Below are 26346 nucleotides of genomic sequence, written 5' to 3' on the forward strand. Positions count from 1 at the left end.
GCAATTTCTCTCGTTGCGACACGTCCGCCCGCTCGGCGCGCGATCATGATCGGTACCGGGGTAGCGGGGAAGACGGGGGATGACCGGGCCGGAAGTCGAGACAGTCGCTTCGTGCGGGTCGTGCGGCAACGACCTGCGGGCCCGTTCGCGATTCTGCGACGTCTGTGGATCGCCTGTGCGCGTCGCGTCGGTGTCGGGTGAGCGCAAGCTCGTGACGGTGCTGTTCGCCGATGTGGTCGGGTCCATGCGGCTCGCCGCCGATCTCGACCCCGAACGGCTCCGCGAGATCATGAACGAGCTGTTCAATCGCTGCGCGGCCGTCGTGCAGCGCTACCAGGGCACCACCTGTGCCTTCACCGGCGACGGGCTGATGGCGTTGTTCGGCGCACCACTGGCGCTCGAGGACCATGCGCTGCGGGCCTGTATCGCCGCATTGGAGATCCAATCGGTGGCCGGGGCACTCTCGGCGGAGATCGTGCGCCGTGATGGTGTCGGTCTGACCCTGCGGGTCGGACTGAACTCCGGTTCCGTGGTGGTCGGTGAGATCGGCTCGGGCCCAGGCCGTTACACCGCGACGGGCCACGCCGTCGGCATGGCTCAGCGCATGGAAGCGGCGGCAGCGCCCGGTGGGGTTCTCTGCTCGGCCGCCACGGCCGATCTGGTGCGGGGCGCGACCCGCATGGGTCCGGTGGTCCACGTGCGTGTCAAGGGCGCTGTCGACCCGGTGAGCGCCCGCGAGCTTCTCGGGGTCGAAGCCGGGCGGATGGTGATGGGCCGCAACGAGGCCGCCATCGTGGGCCGCGAAGCCGAACTCCGCCGATTGGCCGCCGTGGTCGACAACGGCGGTGAGTCGCATCTGGTCGCCGTGGCCGGCTCACCCGGGGTCGGCAAGAGCCGTCTGATCGAGGAGTTCGCTCGGCGAGCGATGAACGCCGGCGTGGCAGTGACCCTGACGGGCTGCGATGCGCATTCGATGCCCGTCGCATTCCGCGCGTTGTCCCGGGCGCTCCGGGCGATGTTCGGCGTCGACGGTCTCGGCGGTGACGACGCGCGGGCACGGGTGCTGGAGCAACTGCCGATGCGCTCCACAGACGCGCAGATCCTCTTCGAGGCCATGGGTCTGACCGATGGGACCTGGCCGGCGCTGCACGTCGGCGCCGACGGCCGGCGACACCGTCTGGCGGAGACGATGAGACGGTTCGTCCGGCGACGTGCCGGTCGGGTGGTCATCGTCATCGAAGACGTGCACTGGGTGGATGCCGCCAGTGAGGCAGTGCTCGCGGACTTCGTCGCCGGGCCGAACCCGACGTCGGCGATCCTCGTGGTCACCCACCGACCGGAGTACCGGGGCGTGCTGCGGCGGCACGGGCACCTCACCATGACGCTGGAGCCACTCGACGAATCGCTGACGGTCGACCTCGCGCTCAATCTGCTCGGCCGCGACGACGCGGTGCGGTTGCTCGCGACGCGCATCGCCGGTGCAGCCGGGGGTAATCCGTACTTCGTCGAGGAGATCGTGCGCGATCTGGCCGGCCGAGGGGTGCTGGCGGGCGGCCGGGGCGACTACCGGCTCGCCCGAGATGCCGGCGACATCGGCGACATCGGTGTGCCGGTGACCGTGCAGGCCGTGCTCGCCGCGCGCATCGACCGTCTGGAGCCCGCTGCCAAAGAGGTGCTCAATGCGGCAGCGGTGATCGGCACCCGCTTCGACAGGGACACCCTCGAAGTGCTGACATCCAGCGGGCTCGCGGCGCAGCTCGCCGAGCTGGTCGCCACGGAACTGATCGATCAGACCGAATTCACCCCGAGGCAGCGGTACTGCTTCCGGCACCCGCTCGTTCGCACGGTGGCCTACGAATCCCAGATGAGTACCCATCGCGCGCGGGCCCATCGTCAGCTCGCCAGCGCCATCGAAGCTCGCGGCGCCCAGGATGAGAGCGCCGCCATGATCGCGACGCATCTCGAAGCCGCAGGTGAACTGAAGGCCGCATGCCGCTGGCATCTGCGTGCCGCCGAGTGGCTGCGGATGCGCGACATGTCCGCGGCGCGCCAACAGTGGGAAAGTGCTGTGCGACTGGCTGATCAGCTTCCCGCCGGCAGTGACGAGATCGTCGCTCTGCGCATCGCACCGCGCGCGATGCTGGTGTCGACCGAACTGTTCGTCGGTGCGGACCCGGCCAACGAGCGGCGATTCCGGGAACTACGGGAGCTCACCGCCTGTGTGGACGACCGCACGTCGCTGGCTTTGGCGATGGCGGGGCGCATCATGACCTCATCGTGAACAGCAGCCGAGTTCGTGACGCCATGCCCTTGGCCACTGAGTTGGCCCTGCTTGTCGACAGCCTGGATGACGCCCCTGCGGCCGAGATGGAGATCATCTACACCTCACTGGCTTTCGCGCGGTGGGCCAATTGCGAATTCGCCGAAACCATCGCGGTGATCGAGCGGAGTCTGGCACTCGAGCTGGAGCCGCCGTCGGTCGACCGGGCGGTGGCCTTCGCGATCAGGGGTCTGTCCGAGATATGTCTGGGGGACCACGCGATCGGCATCTCCCACCTCCGAACAGCCACAGATCTTGCGCGGGCGATGCCCCCGGTCATCTTCTCGGCCATCCTCCTCTACTGGGGCATTCTGGCCGGAATGGGATTGCACGTCGCGGACGACCTGGTCGACGAGGCGCGGCGTGCGCTCGGGCGGGCAGAGTCGTTCGGTGACCGATTCGGCGTGATCGCTGCACAGTGGACGCTCGGCACCCTGCTCATGCACACGCCGGGCGACCATCGCGGGGAGGCCGTCGAACTGCTGCGGCGAGCCGAAGCAGGGATCGCCGCGCACCGCCTGCAGCAATTCGCGGTCGCCATCATCAGGTCGCAGCTCGCACTGGAGGAGGCGCGGACGGGTCGACGTGACGAGGCGATCGACGGACTGCGGGGGCTGGTGCGATTGCACGTTCACGACGCACCGTTCGTGCACTTCGGTTGTCCGGCAGCGTCGCTGTGCGAACTGCTCCTGGAACGGCGCGGTCCCGGTGATGTGCAGGAGGTCGAGGAGGTGCTCTCGCTCTGGTGGCGCCGGAGCCCGGGCACTGCGGCGATGGACGCGTGGGCACATCGAATCCTCGCGCTGCAGAACCGGTCTGACGCCCGTGCGGACAGCCGCGCTGAACTCACCGGACAGGGTTGACGATGGCCACCGTCCTCGCGTACACGTCGCCCGCCCTGGGGCACCTGCTCCCGATGAGCGCACTGCTGGCCGAGCTCATGGCGCGCGGACACCAGATCCACCTCCGCACCCTGGCGGACGGTGTCGAAGCTGCTGTGGTGCAGGGATTCTCGACCGCGCCCATCGATCCCCGCATCGAAGAAGTCGAGATGGACGACTGGAGGGCGACCAACCCCGTATCAGCACTGCGGCTGTCGGTGTCGGCCTTCAGCCGCCGCGCGCCCTTCGAGGTGGGCGACCTCCGCGCCGCGATCGCCGAAGTCGCGCCCGACGGCTTGCTGGTCGACGTCAACTGCTGGGGAGCGCAGACAGCCGCCGATGCCGCGGACCTACCGTGGGCAAGCTTCTCGCCCTACACGCCGGCGCTCGACGTCGAGGGCGTTCCCCCGTTCGGACTGGGGCTTCGTCCCGTGCGGGGCATCCTCGGCCGGTGGCGCGACGCCGTGGTCCGCGCTGCGATCAACCGGCCTCTGCAACGGCCGGCGGTCGCAGCGATCAACGCGATTCGCGCGCCGTTGGGCGCCTCGCCCGTCGCATCACTCGACGACTTCTTGCGTCGCGCACCGCTGCTGTTTCTCGCAACCGGCGCCCCGTTCCAGTACACGGCTGACTGGGGATCGAACGTGCACATGATCGGGCCCTGCATTCCCGAGCCGGTGGCGGGCGAACCACCGGAGTGGCTCTCGTCGATCGACCGGCCCATCGTCCTGGTGACGACCTCGTCGGAGCGGCAGAACGACGCGGACCTCGTGAGCGCTGCCGCTGCCGCGCTGGCCGACGATCCGGTCCACGTGGTGGCCACGCTGCCCGCCGGAACTCCCGACGACGTCACCGACCGCCCCCACGTGACGATCCGCCGGTTCGTCGACCACGATCTGGTTCTGGCCCGCGCGGTGTGCGCCGTCACCCACGGGGGGATGGGAGGCACCCAACGCGCGCTGGCCCGGGGCGTCCCGGTCTGTGTGGTTCCTTACGGACGGGACCAGTTCGAGGTAGCGCGACGGGCCGAGGTCGCCGGCTGTGGAACGCGGCTTCCGGCACGGCGGTTGTCCGTGCCTCGGCTGCGCCGCGCGATCCACGAGGCGATGACGATGGGACCCGGCGCCGCCAGGGTCGCCGAGGGGTTCCGCGCCACCGGAGGCGTCGCCCGCGGCGCGGACCTCTTCGAGCAGCTGATGGAGCGATGAGCTACTTCAGTTCGGCCGAGGACAGGCCGAGCAGGCGGCGGGCGACCACGAGCTGTTGGATCTGCTGGGTGCCCTCGAAGATGTCGAGGATCTTCGAGTCACGGGCCCACTTCTCGAGCAGGGTCTGCTCGGAATAGCCGGTGGTACCGGCCATCTCGACCGCCTTGAGGGTGATGTCGGTGCCGACCCGGGCGGCCTTGGCCTTGCCCATCGACGCCTCTTTGGAGTTCGGGATCTTGTTGTCGGCCTGCCAGGCCGAACGCACCGTCAACAGATAGCCCGCCTCCCAGTCGGCCTCCATCCGCAGGAACTCCGCGGCGGCCGCGCTCTGCGCATGCGCCGGCTTGTCGTAGGAGATCTCGATGCCGGCCTCGGTGAGGATCTTGCGCAGTTCCTCCAGCGCGGCGCGGGCCACGCCGACGGCCATCGCCGCGACGATCGGCCGGGTGTTGTCGAAGGTCTCCATCACCCCCGCGAATCCCTTGTCCACCTGGATCTCGGGGCTCCCGAGCAGGTTCTCCTTGGGGATGCGGGCGTTGTCGAAGCGGATCGCGGCGGTGTCGGAGGCCTTGATGCCGAGTTTGTTCTCCAGCCGCTCCACCGTGACGCCGGGATGATCGCGCGGCACGATGAACGACTTGATCGCCGCGCGGCCCTTGGTCTTGTCCAGCGTCGCCCACACGACGATGTGGGTGGCGCGGGACCCGGCGGTCACGTAGATCTTCTCGCCGTTGATGACGTACTCGTCGCCGTCGAGCACGGCGGTGGTCGACACCGCCGCGGAATCCGAGCCGAAGCCCGGCTCGGTGATGGCCATCGCGGCCCACACCTTGCCGAGCCGCTCGAGCTGCTCGGGCGAGGCCACGCTCGAGATCGCGGCGTTGCCGAGACCCTGGTAGGGCACCGACAGCAGCAGTGCGACGTCACCCCAGCTCACCTCGAGGGCGTTGAGGAGCGCAGACATGTTGGCGCCGTTGATGTTTCCCTTGGGCCCGTTCTCGTCGCGCTGGAAGGCCTCGGCGCCTGCGAACGAGATCGTGTTCGCCTCCGAGATGCCCTCGAAGAGGGTGGCCAGCGTGTCGAGCTCGACCGGGTAGTCGTGCTCGCGCAGGTCGTACTTGCGCGAGATCGGCCGCAGCATCTCGGCCGCACCCTGGTGGCCTTTCTCGATGACCGCCTGCAGCTTCTTCGGCATTTCCAGATTGATCGCCATGATCGTCCCGCTTTCCTAGAGGAGGCTGCTTGTCAGAGAACGACGACACCCTCGGCGACGCCGAGAGCCCGCAGGTCGCGGTACCAGCGTTCGACCGGGTGTTCCTTGGTGTAGCCGTGGCCGCCGAGCAGCTGCACGCCGTCGAGGCCGATCTGCATGCCCTTGTCGGTGCCCAGCTTCTTGGCGAGCGCGGCCTCGCGTGCGAACGACAGTCCCTGCTCGGCGCGCGCGGCGCCGCGCCACGTGATCAGCCGCAGACCGTCGAGCTCGATCGCGATGTTGGCGCACATGAACGCCACCGACTGCCGGTGTGCGATCGGCTCGCCGAACGCCTCGCGCTCCTTGACGTAGGGAACGACGTAATCGAGGACCGCGTGCGAGGTGCCGACCGCCAGAGCGGCCCAGCCCAGCCGGGACAGCGCGATCGCCTCGGAGTAGTTGCGGTCGTGTTCGGCCTCGGCGACATCTCCGCCCAGCCGCGCGCCGAGCGGCACGGTGACCTTGTCGAGTTCCACCCGGCCCAGCGCGGCCGCGCGGATACCCATGCTCGGATCGGGGGTGACCGTGAGCCCGGCCGCGGACGACTCGACCACGAACAGCGTCGGCTTCCCGTTGAGCTGCGCGGCGATGATGAACACCTCGGCGTCGGCCGCCGCGGGCACCAGCGACTTGACCCCGTCCAGCCGGTACCCGCTCGGGGTCCGCACCGCGGTGGTCTTCAGTGCCGTCGGGTCGAACAGCGGGTGCGGCTCGGCGATCGCGACACACGCCTGCGGCACGTTCTCGCCGGCGAACTCCGGCAGGTACGTCGCCTGCTGATCAGCGCTGCCCCAGTGGGTCAGCGCCGACGCGACGCCGCCGGGCGCGAGGATCGGCAGAGCCAGACCCATGTCGCCGTAGGCCAGGGCCTCCGCGACGAGCGCGTTGGTGACCGTGCCCCGGTGTTCGGCGATGCCGTCGAAGTCCTCCGGGATGTTGATCGCCGTGACGCCCAGTTCGGCGGCCTTGGCGATCAGGTCAGGGGGATACGTCGCGGCGGCGTCGGCGTCATGGGCGGCCGGCCGCAGGATCTCCTCGGCGAACTCCTCGACGGTCTGCACGATCATCTTCTGGTCGTCGTCGGGCGTCAGATCGAAGTAGTCGGAGCCGCTGGCCTTCAGGCGGGTCGCCGGCTTGCCGAGAGCCTGGACTCGCTTGAACTGACGCGTCGAGGCGCCCGCGGCGGAGAACACCTGCTTCACGCCGTACTTCAGACCCCGGTTGAGCGGGTCCCGCAAGTTGTACTTGTCCAGGAACTCCTGCCCCAGCAGGGGCGTGAGCAGCGCGATTCCGATGTCGGTCGCGGACCGCTTGTGCTTGTGCAGACCGACTCCACTCTCGTGGCCGGATCGCTTGGACGGCAGGGTGTTCGTCATTGGTCGGCTGCCCTCAGGTGGTGTCGGAGAAACGCAGATGCGCAACTGACTCCAGAGTAAGGTATCGGAACTGACTATTGAGTAAGGTCCGCCGATCTGTTGCGCACCTCACATCATCGCCGACCGGTCGCCGGGGCGTGCGGCAAAGTCCCGAAGCGTCACCGAAGTGCGGCGAGCACCGCGTCGTGGAGCAGACCGTTGGTGGCCACCGCGCTCCCGCCGTGGGGGCCCGGTTGCGCGGCGAGATCGGTGAAGCGGCCGCCGGCCTCGCGCACCAGGATGTCGAGCGGTGCCAGGTCCCACAGCTTGACCTCCGGCTCCACGGCGACGTCGACCGCGCCCTCGGCGACCAGGCAGTACGACCAGAAATCGCCGTATCCGCGCACCCGCCACACCGTGTCCGTGAGTTCGAGGAACGTCGGGCGCGCCGCGTCCCACCCGGTGGTCAGGTCGGAGTACGACAGGCTGGCCGCACCGAGGTCGGTGACGGCCGAGACCGAGATCCGGCGGGGCGTGCCGGCAAACGAACTGAACGCGCCCTGACCGCTGCCGGCCCACCACCGCCGCGCCAGGGCGGGCGCGCTGACGACGCCGACCGTGGGGACGCCGTCGACGAGCAGGGCGATCAGCGTCGCCCACACCGGCACGCCGCGGACGAAGTTCTTGGTGCCGTCGATCGGATCGACCACCCACTGACGGCCGGTGAATTCCTTTGTCCCCCCGAACTCTTCGCCGAACACCGAATCCGCCGGGCGATGCTCGGCGAGCCGGTTGCGCAGCATCGTCTCGGCATCGAGGTCGGCGTCGGTGGCCGGGGTCATGTCGGGTTTGGTCTCCACGCGCAGGTCCACGGCGCCGAAACGCTGCATCGTCAGCGCATCGGCCTCCTCGGCCAGCGTGAGGGCCAGGGCGAGGTCGTCGGCGACATCGGGGAAGTCGGTGCTCATAGGTGCCGTCCTACCATGGCGGTGTGGCCGAACTCGCGATCATGCTGCTCATCATCGGTGCCATCGTGCTCGTCGCGGCGCCGCGAATCATGCGCAAGCGTGGTGCGGGCAGCGATTGGGTGCCCGGAACGCTCCTGGTCACCGGCGTCAGCCCGCGCCCGAACGACATGACCGGCGAGCAGTACGTCACCATCACCGGCGTCATCAACGGGCCGACGGTCAACGAGTACACCGTCTACACACGCATGGTCGTCGATGTGAACGCCTGGCCCACGATGGGTCAGCTCATCGACGTGGTGTACTCGCCGGGCAATCCCGAGAAGTGGGCGTTCGCGCCCTCACCCGTGCCCGATCCGTAGCAGCTCCTCCAGACTGGTCAGCTTCACCCGCGGGCGCCCGGAGCCCTCGCCCGCCGTGCGCTCGTGCGCGTCGATGAGTTTCCAGTGGTCGTTGGTGACGAGCTTGGGCTGCCGTTCGAGCAGCCATCGCTCCACCTGTTCGGCGTGGTCGGGACCGAGGTCGGTGGGTTCGGCCGCGCGCAGATCGGCGAGCAGGGTGTTGACGGTCTCCTGGGAATCGCTCTTGTTGCTGCCGATCACCCCGGTGGGCCCGCGCTTGATCCAGCCCACGACGTAGGCGTTGCGGCTGCCCTCGACCTTCCCGTTCGTGTGGGGGATGGTGCCGGACCGCTCGTCGAACGGCAGACCGGGCATCGGCAGTCCGCGGTATCCGACCGCTCGGACCACGAGCTGCGCGGGCACCTCCTCGCGCTCACCGGTGTCGCGGGCCGAGACCCGTCCGTCGGCACCGCGCACGAGAACGTTGCGGCCCAACACGATCGACTCCACCTTGCCGTCGCCCTTGATCTCGATCGGCGATGTGCGGAATCGGAACACGATGCGCCGCTTGGCCCCGCGCGGTTCCAGTTCGGCGTAGCCGCGTAGCACCTTGATGTTGTTGCGCACGGTCTTGCCCGCAGCCTCGAGGTCCTCGTCGGTGATGTCGGCGAAGTCGCCGGGGTCGATGATCACGTCGACGTCACCGAGGGCCTCGAGGTCGCCCAGCTCACGGAGCTCGAGCGTGGTGAACGGCGCCTGCAGCGGGCCGCGCCTGCCGATGATCAGCACCTCCTCCACGCCGCGATCGTGCAGCGACTCCAGCGCATGGTCGGCGATGTCGGTCGCTGCGAGCACGTCGGGATCGCTGACCAGGATGCGTGCTACATCGATCGCCACGTTGCCGTTGCCGACAACGACGGCGCGACCGGACGAGATGTCCGGCGTCATCGTCCCGAAATGCGGATGGGCGTTGTACCAGCCGACGAAGTCGACGGCGGCCACACTGCCCGGCAGGTCTTCCCCGGGGATGCCCAGCGGCCGGTCCGACTGCGCGCCGTGGGCATAGATCACGGCGTCGTAGCGCTGCGCGAGCTCTTCGGCCTGCACGTGGTCGCCGACGACGACGTTGCCGAAGAATCGGAACCGCGGATCGGCGGCGGTCTTGTCGAACTGCGCCGAGATCGACTTGATCTTCGGATGGTCCGGCGCGACGCCCGACCGCACCAGGCCCCACGGGGTGGGCAGCATCTCGAGCATGTCGACACGGACGTCGCGCTGCGCGGGGTCGTCGCCGGATCCGGCGGCCTTCAACAGCGAGGCCGCAGCGAAGAACCCGGACGGTCCCGAGCCGACGATCGCGACGTGATACGGACGCAAAGGGGGCATGTGGGCTGCCTTCTGTCGCTGCCCGGCCACGCGCAGGGGGCTGTCGCGACGCGGCCGGACGAGGGTTGCCTCCCGATGCTAGAACGCGCTCGGCGTGGACCGGGGGGAACGCGCGGACCGGTAACCTGATCTCCCGTGGATCCTGACCGTCAAGCCGACATCGCTGCCCTCGACTCCACGCTCACCACGGTGGAGCGTGTGCTCGACATCGAGGGGCTTCGCGGTCGCATCGCGAATCTCGAACAGGAGGCCTCCGACCCGAAGCTGTGGGACGACCAGGTGCGGGCGCAGAAGGTGACCAGCGACCTGTCGCACGCTCAGAACGAACTCCGCCGGGTCGAGGAACTGCGCCAGCGCGTCGAGGATCTGCCGGTGCTCTACGAATTGGCCAGCGAAGAAGGCGGAGCAGGTGGCTCCGAAGCCCACGCCGAGGCCGACGCCGAGCTGAGGCAGCTGCGCGAGGACATCGAGGCACTGGAGGTCCGCACCCTGCTCTCGGGGGAGTACGACGAGCGGGAGGCATTGGTCAACATCCGGTCGGGCGCCGGCGGGGTGGACGCCGCGGACTGGGCCGAGATGCTGATGCGGATGTACATCCGGTGGGCCGAGCAGCACAAGTACCCGGTCGAGGTCTACGACACCTCCTACGCCGAAGAGGCCGGCATCAAGAGCGCGACCTTCGCCGTGCACGCACCGTTCGCCTACGGCACCCTGTCGGTCGAGCAGGGCACGCACCGCCTGGTGCGCATCAGCCCGTTCGACAACCAGGGCCGCCGGCAGACGTCGTTCGCCGAAGTCGAGGTGCTGCCGGTCACCGAGACCACCGACCACATCGACATTCCCGAGGCCGACGTGCGGGTGGACGTCTACCGCTCCAGCGGACCCGGCGGCCAGTCGGTGAACACCACCGACTCCGCCGTTCGACTGACCCACATCCCGACCGGTATCGTCGTGACTTGCCAGAACGAGAAGTCGCAGTTGCAGAACAAGGTGTCGGCAATGCGCGTGCTTCAGGCGAAATTGTTGGAACGCAAGCGCTTAGAAGAGCGGGCCGAAATGGACGCCCTCAAGAGCGACGGCGGCAGTTCCTGGGGGAACCAGATGCGTTCCTATGTGCTCCACCCCTATCAGATGGTGAAGGATCTGCGCACCGAATACGAGGTCGGGAATCCAGCCGCGGTGCTGGACGGCGACATCGACGGCTTCCTGGAGGCCGGTATCCGGTGGCGCAACAGAAAAGATGACAGCGACTAGCCCTTGACCAACACGCTTCTGGCATTCGACATCGCATCCCGGTGGCACGGCTTCTGGCGCGGCGACATCGGCGTGTGGATTCTCGACCGCGGGGTGCGCATCGCACTCCTGCTGATCGGCGCCCTGCTGGCGGCGCGATTCATCAACTGGACCGCGCAGCGCATCACCCGTCGCATCGACGCCGAATACCAGGAAAGCGATCAGCTGGTCCGCTCCGAGAGCGCCAAGCACCGGCAAGCGGTCGCATCGGTCATCTCCTACGTCTCCGTGGGCCTGCTGTTGGTGATGGTGCTGGTGCAGATCACCGACATCCTCGCGATCCCCATCAGCTCCCTGGTGGCGCCCGCCGCCGTGATCGGCGCCGCGCTCGGCTTCGGCGCCCAGCGGCTGGTGCAGGACCTGCTGTCGGGCTTCTTCATCATCACCGAGAAGCAGTACGGCTTCGGTGACCTGGTCGCGCTGACCGTCGCCGGCATCGCCCTGCCCGCCGAGGGCACCGTCGAGGACGTGACGCTGCGCGTCACGAAGCTGCGTTCGGCCGAAGGGGAGATGTACACCATCCCCAACGGCCAGATCGTCAAGACCGTCAACCTGTCCAAGGACTGGGCCAGGGCGGTCATCGACATCCCGGTACCGGTGGCGGCCGACCTCAACGCGGTGAACGAGGTGCTGCACGGCGTGGCCGACAAGGCCAAAGACGATGCCCAACTCAAGGATCTGCTGCTCGACGCGCCGCAGCTGATGGGCGTGGAAAGCATCGAACTGGACACGGTGAACCTGCGGATGGTCGCGCGCACGCTCCCGGGCAAGCAGTTCGAGGTCGGGCGCCGGCTGCGCGTGCTGGTGGTACGCGCACTGCGCCGGGCCGGCATCGTCGCCCCCGGTGAGATGGCGGCGCCCGTCGTCGCGGCGATCCCGCACCCCGCCCGATCCGACGACGCGGCCAAGGATGCGCCGCCGGAACCGGAGTCGCAGCGATGAAGTGGACCGACTGGATCTGGGCCCCGAAGCGCCCGGGCAGCACCCGCGGCTGGCCCAATTACATCTTCGGTGGCCGCATGCGGACCTCGACGGCGGCGCTGCTCCTCGCGTTCGTCGCGCTGTTCTGGGTGAACCAGACCTTCCAGCCCGCCTCGTCGGAGAAACCCGCCGACCAGACGCAGGTGGTGCCGCCGGGCTTCGTTCCCGACCCGAACTACACCTGGGTGCCGCGGACCAACGTGCAGACCCGCGCGCCGGAGACCACCACCCGCACCACGACGACAACGACGACCACGACCACCCCGGCTCCGACGACCACGTCGTCACCCTCGGGCACCACGTCGCCCACCAGCACCGACGGCACCGAACCGGGCGCCCCGGGCACGACCGTGATCGACCCGGACGGGCCGGGACCGCTGAACCCGCAGACGTTCACCCTGGCGCCGCCGACGCTGGCGCCCACCACGGTCGCCCCGCCCGGCGCGCCGCCGGCGACGACCGCGACGCCTCCCCAGTGATTCGGCGGCGCCGCGGTACCTGCCTGCCTCCCCGCTACACTGGCGTGCCGTGATGATCACCCTCGACCATGTCTCCAAGCAGTACAAGTCGTCGGCGCGGCCGGCGCTCGACAACGTCTCGGTCAAGATCGACAAGGGTGAGTTCGTCTTCCTGATCGGCCCGTCCGGGTCGGGCAAGTCCACGTTCATGCGCCTGCTGCTGGCCGAGGAGCACCCGTCGTCCGGCGACATCCGGGTCTCCAAGTTCCATGTGAACAAGCTGTCCGGCCGGCACATCCCGGGTCTGCGTCAGGTCATGGGCTGCGTCTTCCAGGACTTCCGGCTGCTGCAGCAGAAGACGGTCTTCGAGAACGTCGCCTTCGCGCTCGAGGTGATCGGCAAGCGGGCCGACACCATCAACCGGGTGGTGCCCGACGTGCTCGAGATGGTCGGGCTGTCCGGCAAGGCCAACCGCCTCCCCGCCGAGCTGTCCGGCGGCGAGCAGCAGCGGGTCGCGATCGCGCGGGCGTTCGTCAACCGGCCGCTGGTGCTGCTGGCCGACGAACCGACGGGCAACCTCGACCCGGAGACCAGCAAGGACATCATGGATCTGCTCGAGCGGATCAACCGCACCGGCACCACGGTGCTGATGGCCACCCACGACCACCACATCGTCGACTCCATGCGTCAGCGGGTCGTCGAACTCGAACTCGGCCGGCTGGTTCGCGACGAACAGCGCGGCGTCTACGGAATGGATCGCTAGTGCGCTTCGGCTTCCTCGTCAACGAAGTCCTCACCGGGCTTCGCCGCAACGTCACCATGACGGTCGCGATGGTCCTCACCACCGCGATCTCGATCGGGCTGTTCGGTGGCGGCCTGCTGGTGGTGCGGCTGGCCGACCAGTCCCGCGCGATCTATCTCGACCGGGTGGAGAGCCAGGTCTTCCTCACCAACGACGTGTCGGCGAACGATCCGACATGCGACGCGGACCCGTGCAAGGCGCTGCGCAAGACGATCGAGGACCGCCAGGACGTCCGGTCCGTGCGCTTCCTCAACCGCGACGAGGCCTACGACGACGCCATCCGCAAGTTCCCGCAGTACAAGGACGTCGCAGGCAAGGACGCGTTCCCGGCGTCGTTCGTCGTCAAGCTCGACGATCCCGAGCAGCACAAGGACTTCGACGACGCGATGATCGGCCAACCCGGCGTCCTGAACGTCCTCAACCAGAAGGACCTGATCGACCGCCTGTTCGCGGTGCTCAACGGCATCAGCAATGCGGCGTTCGCGGTGGCGCTGGTGCAGGCCATCGGGGCGGTCCTGTTGATCGCGAACATGGTCCAAGTCGCCGCCTACACCCGCCGCACCGAGATCGGCATCATGCGGCTGGTGGGCGCCACCCGCTGGTACACCCAGCTGCCGTTCCTGCTCGAGGCGATGCTCGCGGCATTCGTCGGCGTGCTGATCGCCATCGCGGGGCTGATCGCGGTGCGGGCATTGTTCCTGGAGAGCGCGCTCGACCAGTTCTATCAGGCGAACCTCATCGCCAGGGTGGACTATGCCGACGTGCTCTACTACAGCGCGCCGTGGATGCTGTTCCTCGGCCTGGCGATGTCGGGGATCACCGCCTACGTCACCCTGCGCCTCTACGTGCGGCGGTAGCCGTGGCGAAGAAGGTGAAAGGCGTCAAGGACAGCAACAACCAGGTGGTGGCCACCAACCGCAAGGCGCGCCACAACTTCGCGATCCTCGAGACCTTCGAGGCGGGCGTCGCGCTGATGGGCACCGAGGTGAAGAGCCTGCGCGAGGGGCAGGCGTCGCTGGCCGATGCCTTCGCCACCGTCGACGACGGCGAGATCTGGCTGCGCAACCTGCACATCCCGGAGTATCACCACGGCACCTGGACCAACCACGCCCCGCGCCGCAACCGCAAACTGCTGATGCACCGTCGCGAGATCGACACGCTGGTCGGCAAGACCCGCGACGGCAACCTGACGCTGGTGCCTCTGTCCCTGTACTTCACCGGCGGCAAGGTCAAGGTCGAGCTGGCGCTCGCCCGCGGTAAGCAGGCCCATGACAAGCGTCAGGATCTGGCCCGCCGCGACGCCGAGCGCGAGGTCACCCGAGAGCTGGGACGACGCGTCAAGGGCATGACCTCCTGACCGGCGTCCTCAGCGCGCTGGTCGCGGCGCTGGGATACGGCGTCAGCGACTTCGTCGGCGGCTACGCCTCGCGCCGTGTCGCCGCGCTGCGGGTGGTGCTGCTGTCCTATCCGCTGGCGCTGGTCCTGCTCACGGTCATTGCGGTGCCGTTCGGCGGTCAGCTCAGCGCGTCGGCCGTGCTGTGGGGGCTGCTGGCGGGCGTGGGTCAGGCGTTCGGGGTGTGGTGGTTCTACGCCGCACTCGGATCGGGTCCCATCTCGGTGGTGTCGCCGCTGACGTCGGTGCTGGTCGCCGGCGTCCCTGTCGGTGTCGGCGTGGCGTTGGGTGAGCGGCCCAGCGCGCTCGCGCTGGGCGGGGTGGTGCTGGCGCTGATCGCGGTGGTCATGGTCAGCCGCCAAGCTGGCGACGAGGACGTCCGGCCGCATCGGTTCACCGTCAAGGTCGCCTGGCTGACGGTCGGATCCGGTATCGCGTTCGGTCTGAACTTCGTCATCCTCGACCAGGTCCCCGTCCAGGCCGGACTGTGGCCCCTGGTGTTCGGCCGGCTGGCGGCGACCGCGATCGTCGCGCTCGCCGCGGTGCTGACCGCGAACTTCGTGGTCGAGCGGGGCGTGCCGTTGCGGCTGGCGCTGCTGGCCGGGGTGCTCGACACCGTGGCCAACACGGCCACCCTGCTCGCCCTGCAGTCCTCGCTGCTGTCGCTGACCGGTGTGCTCGTGGCGCTGTATCCGGCGGCCACGGTGCTGCTCGCGGTGGTCGTCCTGCGCGAGCGGGTGAGCCGGGGGCAGATCGCCGGGATGATCTTCGCGTTCACTTCCGTCGCGATGATCGCCGCTGGTTAGTTACCGTCGTTACGGGCAACTCGACGGCCGGAGACGTTCGTCGGGCGAGTGTAAGGGGATGGCGGCACGGGCTTCCGGTTGCGCGTCGCGTTGGTCGTCACAGCCGCGCTGCTGCTGACGGTCAATGCGTTCGCGCCCTGGGGTGAGCAGACTGCCCACCGGGTCGCCGCCGTCGCGCAGTGCGGTGCCGGGATCGGCGCCGTCGCCTATGGGTTGTTCGAGTCGCGCCGCGTCCACGGTGTCGCGCGATGGTGGCGCCTGCTCGCCGTCGGCGCCGTGGGCACCGTGCTGGCCGGCCAACTCGTGTGGTGGTTCGCGGGCGGGGACTGGGCGCCGGTGTGGGTGACGCTGTACTGGCTGTTCCCGGTCCTCGCGCTGGCCTCGGTGATCGTGTTGGCGCGCTCGGGCGGCCGCGTCGGCGTGCCCGAGGACGGCTCGACGAGGCATGCGGCCGTCCTGACGTTGCTCGACGGAATGGTGGCGGCGACGTCGTTCGCGATCCTGGTGATCTTCGGTCTCGGCACGGTGTCGACCACGTCATTCCCCCGGTCGGGACAGGCGGTTGTCGAAATGTCCTACGGCATAGCCGAACTCGTGCTGGTCGTGATCGCCGCGGTGACCGGCATGGTCTACCGGGCAGAGCATCCCTACCGGGTGAACTACCTGCAACTGGGCAGCGGCCTCGTCCTGATCGCCGCCGCCGACCGGGTGATCGCGTACTTCGACACGGTCGGCTTCGACAGCGCGACGTTGTGGGGTGAACTGGGCCTCGCGCTCGGGCCGCTGTTCGTCGCGCTGTCGATGCGGGACAGAGACCCGTCACCACCGGCGACGCAGGGCTCGCGGCTGATCGACTGGGCGCAGCTGGTCCTGCCGTACTCGGGCTTTCTCGGCATCACGCTGCTCTTGGCTTTCCATGTGCTGACCGGCAACGTGCTCGGGCCGGTGGTGGTCGGGGTCACGGTGGCGATGGTCGTTCTGGTCGCCGCGCGGCAGGTCGTCGCGATGGGTCAGCAACGGCTGCTGACGCGCCGCCTCTACGACGCGCAGCGCCGGTTGGCCCATCAGGTGCTGCACGACTCGCTGACCGGTCTGCCGAACCGGCGGCTGTTCGCCCAGCGGCTCGAGCAGGCGATGCACGCCGGTCAGTTCGTGTTGATCTTCGTCGATCTCGACGATTTCAAGGACGTCAACGACCGGTTCGGCCATGCCGCCGGTGACGACCTGCTGTGCGCGGTGGGGGAGCGACTCAGACGGTGCGTCACCGACGCCGACACGCTGGCCCGGATCGGCGGCGACGAATTCGCGATCCTGGTCGACGGGGAGACCGTGGAATCCGAGGTGGTCGCCGACCGGCTGCGGGTGGCGCTGCGGGATCCGTTCCTGCTGCACGGATCGTCATTGCGGGTGCGCGCGAGCATGGGACTGGTCCGCGCGGATGCCGGGCCGAGTGCCCTCACGTCGGACGATCTGCTGCGCCAGGCCGACATCTCGATGTACGCCGGGAAGCGGCTGGGCAAGAACACCGCGGTGGTGTACCAGCCCGCGGCGGGGGTGCGGGCCGATTTCCCCACCGCGCTGCGCAGCGCCGCCGGCGGGGTGCCTGCGGGCTTCAGCCTGAGCTTCCAGCCGGTGGTGCGGCTGCCCGACGAGACGCTGGTCGCGGTCGAGGCGCTCGCGCGCTGGACGGCGCCGAACGGAATTCAGATCCCGCCCGAGACCTTCGTCGCCGCCGCCGAAGCCGCGGGTCTGGGGGCGATGCTGGACGGGATGGTGCTGCGACTGGCCTGCCAGGCGGTCGCGGCCACCGGTCTGGACGTCGGCATCCACGTGAACATCGGTGCCACCCGGCTGGGCAACCCCGGCTTCGAGGACGACGTCCGCCGCACCCTGTCGACCTGCCGGATCGACGCGGACCGGCTCGTCCTGGAGATCACCGAGACGCTGCCGATCGTCGACCTGGCCGATGCCGCAGCGCAGATCGGGCGGCTCAACGCCACCGGCGTCCGGGTCGCGCTGGATGATTTCGGCGCCGGCTACAACTCGCTGACCTACCTTCATGCGCTGCCGGTCGGCATCGTCAAGCTCGATCGCAGTCTCGCGGCCGGGTCGGAGGCCGCCCGCGATCTCGCCCTCTACCGGTCGGTGGTCGGGTTGTGCGCCGACCTCGGCCTGGACGTGATCGCCGAGGGCATCGAGACGCCCGAGCAGGCCGGCACCATCCTGGCGGCCGGCTGCCGACTCGCGCAGGGACACCTGTTCGGACGTCCCGCGCCGATCGCCGACATCGTCGCCGAATATGGCGAGCTGACGTCCAGCGTGCGTCCAGGGCGGCGCGAGGCGTGAATCCCCGCCCTGGACGCACACTGGACGGAACTAAATATCTGCTGGCGTGTGTTGAACGGGTCGGTAGTATGGATTTTCCTGCTGATGGTCGGCAGGGGTGCGAGGGGCTGAACGGTTTCGACTTCGCGCATCGAATCAAGGGAAGCGTGCCGGTGCAGGCAAGAGACCACCGTAAGCGTCGTTGCAACCAATTAAGCGCCGATTCCAATCAGCGCGACTTCGCTCTCGCTGCCTAAGCGACAGCTGGTCCGTCAGACCGGGAACGCCCTCGACCCGGACCCTGGCGTCATCTAGAGGGACCCACCCACGGGTTCGGTCGCGGAACCCGTGGGGACATCAAACAGCGACTGGGATCGTCATCCTGACTTGTTCGCGTGATCAGGAGATCCGAGTAGAGACATAGCGGACTGCGCACGGAGAAGCCTCGAGGGAATGCCGTAGGACCCGGGTTCGATTCCCGGCAGCTCCACCGGATAGAAGCAGGTCAGGCCGAAAGGCCTGGCCTGTCTTCGTTAGTGAACACGCTTGGCCGTCGCAGCTGCGTTGCACCGCGCACAGGGCGACTCGAACGATCTCTTCCTCAGAACCAGGTGGCGGAGAATGCCGTAACAACGGCAGGACAGATACCCTTCGCGGGGCCGGGAACTGACAAGGGATCCGGGACTCGCGGCCGCTATCCTGAAAGCCCGTTCCCGCCGCCTTCCGTACTCCGCGGCCCGACTACTTCCGCGTCAGCCGAACCGAGTCAGCGTCCACAGCTGAAAGCCAGATTCTTGAATAAGTCGTCCGAGACGTTCTCAGATCACGCCCAAACCCTCACTCGAGGCCAACTCCTCGACCTACTGTTGGAGATCGAGGAGCGACTAAAGCTTCTTGTCAGAGCCGTCTTTCAGGGGAACAAGCAGGAAGACTGGACGCGATTGATCCCGAGTGCCGTACGAGAGGAACTGAAGCAGAGTCCCTCGTCCGCTGCTGATGCGAAGGGTTCTGAAGCCGATGTTCTTGACAGAGCTTCACTGAAGCAACTAATCGATATTGTGCTGAGTCGATGGGCCCTTTTTCAGCCTATCCTCAACGATAAGGCATGGATTCAGTCCAGACTTAATGAGATGCGGGAGGTTCGTAACGCTCTCGTGCACGGCTATCAACCCGACCCCGATTATAAGGTCAAGGTCGCGATTACTTTATCTGAGTTGGGTGGTCGCCTCCCATTGGGGGCGAGTCGCGCGGGCGGCATGAGGCAGCTATCCACGGGGCCTGCGCTATTTGGCCATTCCATACTGTGGGCCGACGACATGCCGGCCAACAATTACTGGCCCCGTCGTCTCTTGACCGGGTGGGGCGCCGATGTAGTTCCGGTGCTCAGTAATGACGAAGCTGTCGAGGAAGCGAAGCGCCGCGACTTTGATGTGGTCGTTTCTGATATCGACCGTGGGCGCGGCGAGCCCGGCTCGAAGCTTGGTTTGCGGTTGAAAACAATCGGTGTGGACGTGCCGATCGTCTTCTTTATCTCGTCGGTGGATTCATCGATGCCCATCCCTTATGGGGGCGTCGCGATCTCGAACGACGTGGTCGCGATGCTTACAAGTGTGTTGTCAATCCTTCGGCCCGACGCAACAGTTTAAATCGCCTTACCTTAATTCGAGGGCCGCGCGGTTTGGGCCAGCTGCGGGCTATCAGCGGGTAACGCACTATTGTCGCCTGGGTGACGTGTTGACACACGCCTCAGCAATAAGGCCGCGACTTTCCTCGATCGGGGCTGCTGCACTGGGAAGCCTTCGTAGTGTCGATAATGTGCGCCAGCGGACGAAAATGTAACGCCGCTTGCAATTTGCATAGCGGTTCCGGGGGCAGCGTCTGTTTAGTTCTTGGCCCAGTGGCCTGCTGGCCTGGCGGACTCTCCTCAATCCGCTGATCTCGAAAGAATTCACAGCTTCAAGGCCACGCTGGTACTTCGAATACTCACCGCTCAAAGGGATAGAGTAGGAGTGATAGGGGAAGAACCGATTCCGCTAAACACGGGCCGGGATTGCGTGCGCACAGTTGGTTCTCGATTTCGCATTTAATCACTACGTTTTGCGCCGCCCCTCTTTCCGAGGGCGTGAAACACCCGCACGAAGTCGCACGCCCGTGCGGTCCCCACTACATCTTGACGCTCGGCACCAGCCGGGTGAGGTTCCACAGCTGGTTGCGCCGCGCCGCCAGGGCGGTCAGCAGTATCGACCCCAACCACAGGGCGCCCAGGAAGATCAGGGCCTGCCACAGCCGACCGTCGATACCGCCGAGGATCAACTGGCGCAGCCCGTTGACGCCGTACGCCATCGGGTCGAGTCGGTGCAGCGACTGGAACGGCTTGGTCGTGGTCTCGACGGGATAGAGCCCGCCTGCGCTGACCAGTTGCACCATCAGCAGCGTCATCAGCAGCACCTTGCCCAACACCGGGCCGAGCCAGGCGCTGATCGCCTGGGCCACCGCGATGAAGGCACACGATGCCAGGATCATGAAGCCCAGCATCGCCACCGGATGTTCGGCGTGCACGTGCAGAGCGAAACGCACCACGCTGTACAGGATCACCGCCTGGGGGATCCCGATCAGGACCGCGGGAAGATAACTGGCCAGCGTCACGCGGAGCGGGCTGATCTCTGCGGCGATGGCACGGTTCTGCAGCGGGCGGAACGCCATCCACAACAGCATCGCACCGAAGAACAACGCGAGCGTGAGGAAGAACGGCGCCATGCCTGTGCCGAAGTTCGGCGCCGAATTCTCATGTGAACTCGTCAGCTGAACCGGACTGCCGATCGTCTCGGCGATGGCGTCCTTCTTTTGGGGCGTCCAGTCGGGAACCTTCTGCGCTCCCTCGTCCAGCTTGGTCGCCAGTTCATCCGACCCGGAACTCAACTGCGCCGTACCGGATTTCAGCTGCCGGGCGCCGTCGTCGAGCTTGGCGATGCCGGCGTTGAGCTCGGCATTGCCGGATGCCACCTGCTGGGCGCCGTCCCGCAACTCAGTGAGCTTGTCGGTGAGTTCCCTGCCCTTGGCCGAGATGTCGGTCAGCGTGGAACCGACGGGACCGCCCGAGTTCGCGGCCGCGCGGGCCTTGTCGAGCTTCGCCTGGATGTCCGCGGTCCGCTGGTGGGCCATCAGCTGGTCGCGGGTCTCTCGCAGTTTCCCGGTGGCCATCATCGACACCGGGTCCTGGTTGGCGGAGAGGTTGTCGATGATCGAGCTCAACGACTGGGCGGCGGTGTCTTGCGCCCCGGTGATGGTCTCGAGTTCGGTGGACGCCTCCGACAGCGCCGACGAGCTGTCCTGGACCTGGCCGTTGACCTGATCACTCTGAGTGCCGATCTGGGCCAGCAGGTTCGTGATCTTCAGCAGGGGGTCGGTGGCGGTGTCGATGCCGTCGGACAGCTTCCGGGAGCCGGCCGCCAGTTCCGCGGATCCGTTGTGGGCGGCATCCAGGCCGGCCACCAATTGCCCTGCGCCCGTGTCGAGTTGCGCCGCACCGTCGGAGAGTTGGTTCGCCCCGTCGGCTGCCTGTTTGATCCCCGCGCCCGATGTGGTGATCACCGACAGCACCTGGTTGACCGCCTGCCCGGAGATTCTGGTCGACACGGCGTTGAGCACCTGCTCCAACGCAGTGCGGCCGATGCTCGACGAGATGTAGTTGTTGGCGTCGTTGTATTCGGCGATCAGCTGCGCCTTCCGGGGATTGCCGGTGGTGGGCGACGCGATGGCCTCGCTGAAGTCCGGTGGCAGTTCCAGCATGAAGTAGTACTTGCCGTGGGCGACCCCGTCGCGCGCCTCGGCGTCGTCGACCAGATGCCAGTCGAGGCTCGCATCATCGGTGAGACTGTCGGCGATCTGGGTGCCGACGTTCATCGGCTCACCGGACACCTCGGTGCCGCGGTCCGAATTGACCAGTGCCACCGGCAGTTTGTTCACATGCCCGAACGGATCCCAGTACGCCCACAGATAGAGCGCGCCGTAGGACAGCGGCATCAGCATCAAGACCACGATCGCGATCCGCGTCATCCGATTCCGGGCGAAGCGTTTGATCTCCGACCCCAGGGCAAGTCCGCCCACCATCTCCTCAGTCCTTTCCCGCGATGTTCGGGATGTGTACTTGGTGCTCGGGTGCTTCATCGCCGAGCGAATTCGTCACGCCCACAACGACCAGGCGGTCGGCGGCGATGACACCGAGGCGTTGCGCCGCCAGAGCCCGTCGTTCGCTGTCGCGGACCTGTTCGAGATCGCCGACCACCAGGACCGGTCGGTCCGAGCACAGTGCCAGGGCGATCTGCAGCAGGAACGTCTCCAGATCGCCCATGTCGCCGATGTAGTCGGTCGGTGCCGGGCGTGGGATGTCCCCGAACACGTCGGCCAGTACGTCTCGATCGGAAACGCCGCGCGACCGCCCGAACAGGGGAGCGAGCCACCGGCGCTGCTCGGTCACGACAGTCTCCACGGTGACGGCCTCGTCCAGATCATCGATGTCGCCGAACGCCGCGATGGCGCAGTGCCGGCGGATGGCCCGCGGTGCGGTCTCGCCGAACACCGCCACGGTGCCGGCACTGGGCTTGAGCCGACCGGCCAGCGTGAGCAGCAGGGCCTTCTGGCTGTGGCCGCCGGGCATGTGCACCGCGTGCAGGCCGCGATCGAGGTCCAGGTCGACGCCGCAGAACAGGGGACCGTGCTCACCGTCGAAGGTCAGACCCCGCGCCACGATGATCGCGTCGGCGTCGGGGCCCGGCTGCGTCTGCTGGGTGCCCGCGTTCTCGGTTGCCGCTTCGGACGAGTCCATGATTCAATACGATATGCATTCAATACGGAATGTATCGAGTTCGAGAGGCCGTTTGTCGTGAAGGTCACAGAGGCGCGGAAAACCCGCCGACGCAGCAACACCCGGGCGCGTTTGATCGAGGCCACCGACGAACTCATCCGGGACAGTGGCCGAACCTGGTTCAGCGTCGAGGAGGTCTGCCGGGCGGCGGGCTACACCCGGGGCGCGTTCTACTCCAGCTTCGACGACATGGAGGATCTGCTCTTCGAGGTGTACGGGCACCAGAACGACGCACTCGTCGAACGGTTGCGGGGTACCGCCGAACCCCTGCTGCGGACCAAAGACGTTCTGAGGACCGACCGCGTGGTGCGCCACCTGCTGAAGGCCGGCGTCGCCGATCAACCCCGCATCGCCCTGCATGCCGCCCTGGTGGCTCGCGCGGCCCATCAGCCCGAGATCGCCCTCGCCCTGGATGCGCAGGTCGAACGCTTCCGTGAGGGCCTGCAGGCGATCTTCGTCGCGCTCATCGCCAAGACTGGCCGGACGATGACGGTGACACCGGAGACATTCACCCGCGCGCTGATGGCGGCCCAGGCGGGTGCCTCCGGTCAGTTCCTCAGCGACCGTGCCGCCACCGAGGAAGTTCGCTACCTCACCGCCCTGGCCGTTGTCGAAGGTTTGTCCGCCTGACGACCGGCCCGTTCTCTACGCCGCTGCCTGCAGCGTGCCCTCGGATCGAGCAGGCACGGCCATCGGCGCGATGAACAGACCGATTTTCCTTACCTGGCGGATAGGAAACCCTTGCCGTCGGCCTCCGGATTCTGGCTTCACGGCGATTACGCCGGCGTTGGCCGCGGACGACGATTGCTGCAGCGGGAAAACCGGACAACGGCCGAACAATTCGGCAGACATATATGCAGACCCGCGGAGATCGGCGAAGAGACCACTACGCGGCCCGCTCGGGGCAGCGACTACCTCACAGGAGTGATCATGACAAAGAATTCCAGGAGCCGCACGGGCTGGAGAGGCCGGACCGCGGCCACCGTAATGCTCGCCGCGGGGGCAGCCGCCGTCGGCTTGCTCACGCCCCCCGCGGCGCAAGCTGCAGACCAGTACATCGCGCTGGCGCTCGGGTATGTCAACGAGAATCCGCCCGTCACGATGGCAGGCGGTTCGTCGATCAGTGGAAGCCAAGACCAGGCCGCGCAGGGCGCGCTGACGAACTGTTCCAACAATGGCGCCGATCACTGCGTGACCGTGGTCATCGCCACGAATGAGTGCGCGGCCGCCGCCTCGAACGACTACGGCGAAGAGGTCGGTGCATCGGGCTCGACGGTTGCCGCAGCCTCGAGCAGCGCCTTGGCCAAACTGCAGAATCAGGCCGGTGCCAAGGTGATTGTGTCGGGTTGCTCGAATGGGAACACGCCGCCACCGCCTCCGAACGATCCGCCGCCCCCTCCGGCGCCGAAGCTGGGTCCGACGGTGTCGTTCAGCACGGTTGTGGGCGGTCTGGTCGCTCACATCACCGACCGCAGTGGGGTGACAGCGCAATGCACCTACACGGCGGACAACTTCCACCGTGCGTTCGCCCTACCGGCGAACTCCAGTTACGACCTGCGGATCGTCCCGGCAATTCCACAATTCAAGAACTGGAACGTCACCATTGCGTGTGACAACGCAACCAGCACAACGACGACGACGTACTTCTGAGGCCGGTCGTCCCGACCGCCCGGACCGGAAAACACGGTCGGGGCGGTTTCCGGTCGTTTCTCGCCGATTTCTCCGACGGGCAGCGGGTCAGGGCTCCGCTATCGATGTGGTGGCTGCCGATCGGTTTGCACCGGCACGGCCAGCAACGGGTCGAATTCTTCGCCTGGGCGGCATACGGATTCGCAGTGTCGCGCAAACTGTCGACGTTCGTCGCAATGACCAGCAGGCAGGCCCAGGTGGCGTTCTGCGACCCGCGCCGCGACCCTACGCAGCCGCCTGCAGGGTGATCTCGGAGATTTCCGTCCGGCTTTTTCCGTTGGTGGTGCCCAGCGTGCTGATCCACACCAGCACGTTCGATGTCTTCGTCTGGTCCCGGATGTCGATGCGGTTGTGACCCGGTTGCAGTGGCGTCGTCGGGGTCAGCTCCGTGGTGTCGGCCAGCATGCCCGGGCTCTCGGTGGGAGACGAGCGGATCTGCACGTCGGTTCCGGTGCTCGACACGTCGATCGTGACGGCGCTCAACGCCGTCGGCTCGGACAGATGCAGCATCAGTCCCTCTCCCTCCACGAAATTCGGGAAGGGGACCGGGTCGGTGTACGTGACGGTCGACCACGAAGTCGCGGGGTTCCCGTCGATCGCGAGTCCGGCCTTGTCCGGGTTGTCTGCGCCGCCCGACGGCGCGAACACGGTCACGCTCGCCGGCGTGATGATCGGTCCTTGCCGTGTCACCAGGCCGAATCCGTCGGTGAACCACGCCACCACGGCCACCGCCACCACGATCACCCCGGCGAGTGCGGCGAGGATCGGCGTTCGCCGGCTGCGGGGCTTCGGTTGCGCCTCGAACGTCGCGGTCGTGCGGGACGAGCGCGGCGTCGGGGGGGTGGGGGCGGGGAAGATGCTGATCTCGTCGGCGTCGAGGGTGTGGCCGTCCCAGACGCCGTGCACCTCGACCGAGGCGCCGTCGTCGAGCCGCCCGGGTCCGAGCTGGGTGTTGATCGCGACGGGGACCGGGGTGGGCAGGTGGGTGGGATCGGACGGCGCCAGACGGAACGAGACGGCCTCCAACTCGGAGCCGGCACCGACGGTGCGCTGTTCGACGCCGTGTGCCGTTCCGCGCAGCACCAGACGCTCGAGGCGCTGCGTGGCGGGACGGCCGTCCGGATCCCCGGTCGGCGCAGCCGGGTGCGGTTGGGTGTCCTGGGCAGTTCGGGGTGGACGCGACCGGGCGAGGGCTTCGGCGAAGTCGAGGCAACTGGGGTAGCGCTGATCGGGATCCTTGGCCAGCGCTCTGGCCAGGACGCCGTCGAGGTGCGCGAGGTCGGGCCGGCGGGCGGATATCCGCGGGGGCGGGCTCCCCAGATGGTGACCGATGACGACGGCGCGGTTGGCGTCATCGAAGGGGGGAGCGCCGGTCAGCAGGTGAAAAGTGGTGGCGGCCAACGCATATTGGTCTGAACGCCCGTCGAGCGGTTGGCCGCGCAACTGCTCGGGGGCCATGTAGCTCACGGTGCCGATGGCGACGTTGTCGTCGGTGAGGTTGCTGACGTCGTCGATCCGGCGGGCGATGCCGAAATCGGTCAGGAGCACCCTGCGCCGACGCCCGTCGGACGCCGTCACGAGGATGTTCTCCGGCTTGACGTCGCGATGGAGCAGGCGGCGCTCATGGGCGAAGTCGAGCGCGTCGGCCACCGCGGTCACGATGTCCACGACCTCGTGCTCGGGCATACCGCGCGGGTAGGAGTCCCTGATCAACTGCCCGGCGTCCGTGCCGTCCACGTACTCCATCGAGATCCACAGGCGCCCGTCGAACTCGCCCCGGTCGAGGACGCCGACGATGTGGGGGTGTTGCAGCGCCGCCGCCATTTCGGCCTCGCGGATGAACCGTGCCCGGAACTCTGTGTCCGCCGTCGACGTGGGCGCCAGGATCTTCAGCGCGTCGCGGCGCGGCAAGCGGGGATGCTGCGCGAGATAGACCTCGCCCATGCCGCCGGTGCCGAGCAGCCGCTCGATCAGGTACCCGGCGAATTCCTCGCCATTGTTCAGCGGCATGCACAGAGCCTACAAAC

General features: G+C 67.5%; 22 protein-coding genes and 1 other RNA gene. 16 read left to right on the top strand and 7 right to left on the bottom strand.

The annotated features are described in order from the left end of the window. Positions 1-175: 175 nt before the first annotated feature. The 3 genes from MCHLDSM_RS27210 to MCHLDSM_RS27215 are packed head-to-tail and all read left to right on the top strand — an operon-like array spanning position 176 to position 4409. Positions 176-2281 carry an adenylate/guanylate cyclase domain-containing protein gene (locus MCHLDSM_RS27210; RefSeq protein WP_060937638.1) on the top strand — a complete coding sequence of 702 codons (2106 nt, stop codon included), beginning with the start codon at positions 176-178 and terminating at the stop codon, positions 2279-2281. A 23-nt stretch (positions 2282-2304) separates the two neighbouring features. After that, on the top strand, positions 2305-3183 hold the full coding sequence (locus MCHLDSM_RS39845; RefSeq protein ID WP_053083095.1) for a hypothetical protein: 879 nt from the start codon (positions 2305-2307) through the stop codon (positions 3181-3183). 2 nt (positions 3184-3185) lie between these two features. After that, complete coding sequence (locus MCHLDSM_RS27215) at positions 3186-4409, top strand: glycosyltransferase (protein WP_048472793.1); 1224 nt, start codon at positions 3186-3188, stop codon at positions 4407-4409. A 1-nt stretch (position 4410) separates the two neighbouring features. Here MCHLDSM_RS27215 and MCHLDSM_RS27220 read toward each other — a convergent pair whose 3' ends face one another. The 3 genes from MCHLDSM_RS27220 to hisN form a co-directional block, all read right to left on the bottom strand. Beyond that, positions 4411-5622 carry an acyl-CoA dehydrogenase family protein gene (locus MCHLDSM_RS27220; protein WP_048417443.1) on the bottom strand — a complete coding sequence of 404 codons (1212 nt, stop codon included), beginning with the start codon at positions 5620-5622 and terminating at the stop codon, positions 4411-4413. A 32-nt stretch (positions 5623-5654) separates the two neighbouring features. Next, positions 5655-7037: an acyl-CoA dehydrogenase family protein gene (locus tag MCHLDSM_RS27225; protein WP_048472794.1), complete on the bottom strand. Its 1383-nt coding sequence runs from the start codon at positions 7035-7037 to the stop codon at positions 5655-5657. A 158-nt stretch (positions 7038-7195) separates the two neighbouring features. Beyond that, entirely contained in the window at positions 7196-7984 is a 789-nt protein-coding gene (gene hisN / locus MCHLDSM_RS27230) for a histidinol-phosphatase (protein ID WP_048472795.1), read from the bottom strand. Positions 7985-8007: 23 nt separating this feature from the next. Here hisN and MCHLDSM_RS27235 point away from each other — a divergent pair, with 23 nt between their 5' ends. Further along, positions 8008-8343: a hypothetical protein gene (locus tag MCHLDSM_RS27235; protein ID WP_048473027.1), complete on the top strand. Its 336-nt coding sequence runs from the start codon at positions 8008-8010 to the stop codon at positions 8341-8343. Here MCHLDSM_RS27235 and MCHLDSM_RS27240 read toward each other — a convergent pair. Beyond that, entirely contained in the window at positions 8323-9708 is a 1386-nt protein-coding gene (locus tag MCHLDSM_RS27240; RefSeq protein ID WP_048472796.1) for an FAD-dependent oxidoreductase, read from the bottom strand. The genes MCHLDSM_RS27235 and MCHLDSM_RS27240 overlap by 21 nt on opposite strands. 135 nt (positions 9709-9843) lie before the next feature. Here MCHLDSM_RS27240 and prfB point away from each other — a divergent pair, with 135 nt between their 5' ends. From prfB to MCHLDSM_RS27285, 10 genes are all read left to right on the top strand, one after another. Further along, a complete protein-coding gene (gene prfB / locus MCHLDSM_RS27245; RefSeq protein WP_048472797.1) occupies positions 9844-10962 on the top strand; it encodes a peptide chain release factor 2 in 1119 nt (372 codons plus the stop codon). A gap of 3 nt (positions 10963-10965) precedes the next feature. Continuing rightward, positions 10966-11943 (top strand): mechanosensitive ion channel family protein, encoded by a 978-nt coding sequence (locus MCHLDSM_RS27250; RefSeq protein ID WP_048472798.1) that lies wholly within the window; start codon positions 10966-10968, stop codon positions 11941-11943. Beyond that, positions 11940-12461, top strand: a complete 522-nt coding sequence (locus MCHLDSM_RS27255) for an Rv3103c family proline-rich protein (protein ID WP_174545836.1) — start codon at positions 11940-11942, stop codon at positions 12459-12461. The genes MCHLDSM_RS27250 and MCHLDSM_RS27255 overlap by 4 nt, the downstream gene beginning before the upstream one ends. A gap of 52 nt (positions 12462-12513) precedes the next feature. Then, positions 12514-13203, top strand: coding sequence for a cell division ATP-binding protein FtsE (ftsE, locus tag MCHLDSM_RS27260; RefSeq protein ID WP_048417437.1), 690 nt, complete (start codon positions 12514-12516; stop codon positions 13201-13203). Then, complete coding sequence (gene ftsX / locus MCHLDSM_RS27265) at positions 13203-14099, top strand: permease-like cell division protein FtsX (RefSeq protein ID WP_048417436.1); 897 nt, start codon at positions 13203-13205, stop codon at positions 14097-14099. The genes ftsE and ftsX overlap by 1 nt, the downstream gene beginning before the upstream one ends. 2 nt (positions 14100-14101) lie before the next feature. After that, a complete protein-coding gene (gene smpB, locus MCHLDSM_RS27270) occupies positions 14102-14599 on the top strand; it encodes an SsrA-binding protein SmpB (RefSeq protein ID WP_048472799.1) in 498 nt (165 codons plus the stop codon). Next, complete coding sequence (locus tag MCHLDSM_RS27275) at positions 14596-15441, top strand: DMT family transporter (protein ID WP_082169085.1); 846 nt, start codon at positions 14596-14598, stop codon at positions 15439-15441. The genes smpB and MCHLDSM_RS27275 overlap by 4 nt, the downstream gene beginning before the upstream one ends. Before the next feature lie 78 nt (positions 15442-15519). After that, the gene (locus MCHLDSM_RS27280) at positions 15520-17787 is read left to right on the top strand and encodes a putative bifunctional diguanylate cyclase/phosphodiesterase (protein WP_048472801.1); all 2268 of its coding nucleotides are present in this window, start codon (positions 15520-15522) and stop codon (positions 17785-17787) included. A gap of 103 nt (positions 17788-17890) precedes the next feature. Continuing rightward, positions 17891-18259: a transfer-messenger RNA gene (ssrA, locus tag MCHLDSM_RS35435) on the top strand. A gap of 373 nt (positions 18260-18632) precedes the next feature. Further along, on the top strand, positions 18633-19412 hold the full coding sequence (locus tag MCHLDSM_RS27285; RefSeq protein WP_131722695.1) for a response regulator: 780 nt from the start codon (positions 18633-18635) through the stop codon (positions 19410-19412). Positions 19413-19929: 517 nt separating this feature from the next. Here MCHLDSM_RS27285 and MCHLDSM_RS27290 read toward each other — a convergent pair. Both MCHLDSM_RS27290 and MCHLDSM_RS37865 read right to left on the bottom strand, forming a co-directional pair. Then, positions 19930-21876 (bottom strand): YhgE/Pip domain-containing protein, encoded by a 1947-nt coding sequence (locus tag MCHLDSM_RS27290; RefSeq protein WP_048472803.1) that lies wholly within the window; start codon positions 21874-21876, stop codon positions 19930-19932. 4 nt (positions 21877-21880) lie between these two features. After that, a complete protein-coding gene (locus tag MCHLDSM_RS37865; protein ID WP_048472804.1) occupies positions 21881-22591 on the bottom strand; it encodes an ATP-binding cassette domain-containing protein in 711 nt (236 codons plus the stop codon). A 57-nt stretch (positions 22592-22648) separates the two neighbouring features. Here MCHLDSM_RS37865 and MCHLDSM_RS37870 point away from each other — a divergent pair, with 57 nt between their 5' ends. Then, on the top strand, positions 22649-23260 hold the full coding sequence (locus MCHLDSM_RS37870; RefSeq protein WP_053083096.1) for a TetR/AcrR family transcriptional regulator: 612 nt from the start codon (positions 22649-22651) through the stop codon (positions 23258-23260). Between the two features lie 300 nt (positions 23261-23560). Further along, entirely contained in the window at positions 23561-24280 is a 720-nt protein-coding gene (locus MCHLDSM_RS27305; protein WP_048473030.1) for a DUF4189 domain-containing protein, read from the top strand. Between the two features lie 264 nt (positions 24281-24544). Here MCHLDSM_RS27305 and MCHLDSM_RS27315 read toward each other — a convergent pair whose 3' ends face one another. Further along, a complete protein-coding gene (locus tag MCHLDSM_RS27315) occupies positions 24545-26329 on the bottom strand; it encodes a serine/threonine-protein kinase (protein ID WP_048472806.1) in 1785 nt (594 codons plus the stop codon). Positions 26330-26346 lie beyond the last annotated feature (17 nt).

This window comes from Mycolicibacterium chlorophenolicum, from assembly GCF_001044235.1.
In the GTDB taxonomy this organism is placed as follows: domain Bacteria; phylum Actinomycetota; class Actinomycetes; order Mycobacteriales; family Mycobacteriaceae; genus Mycobacterium; species Mycobacterium chlorophenolicum.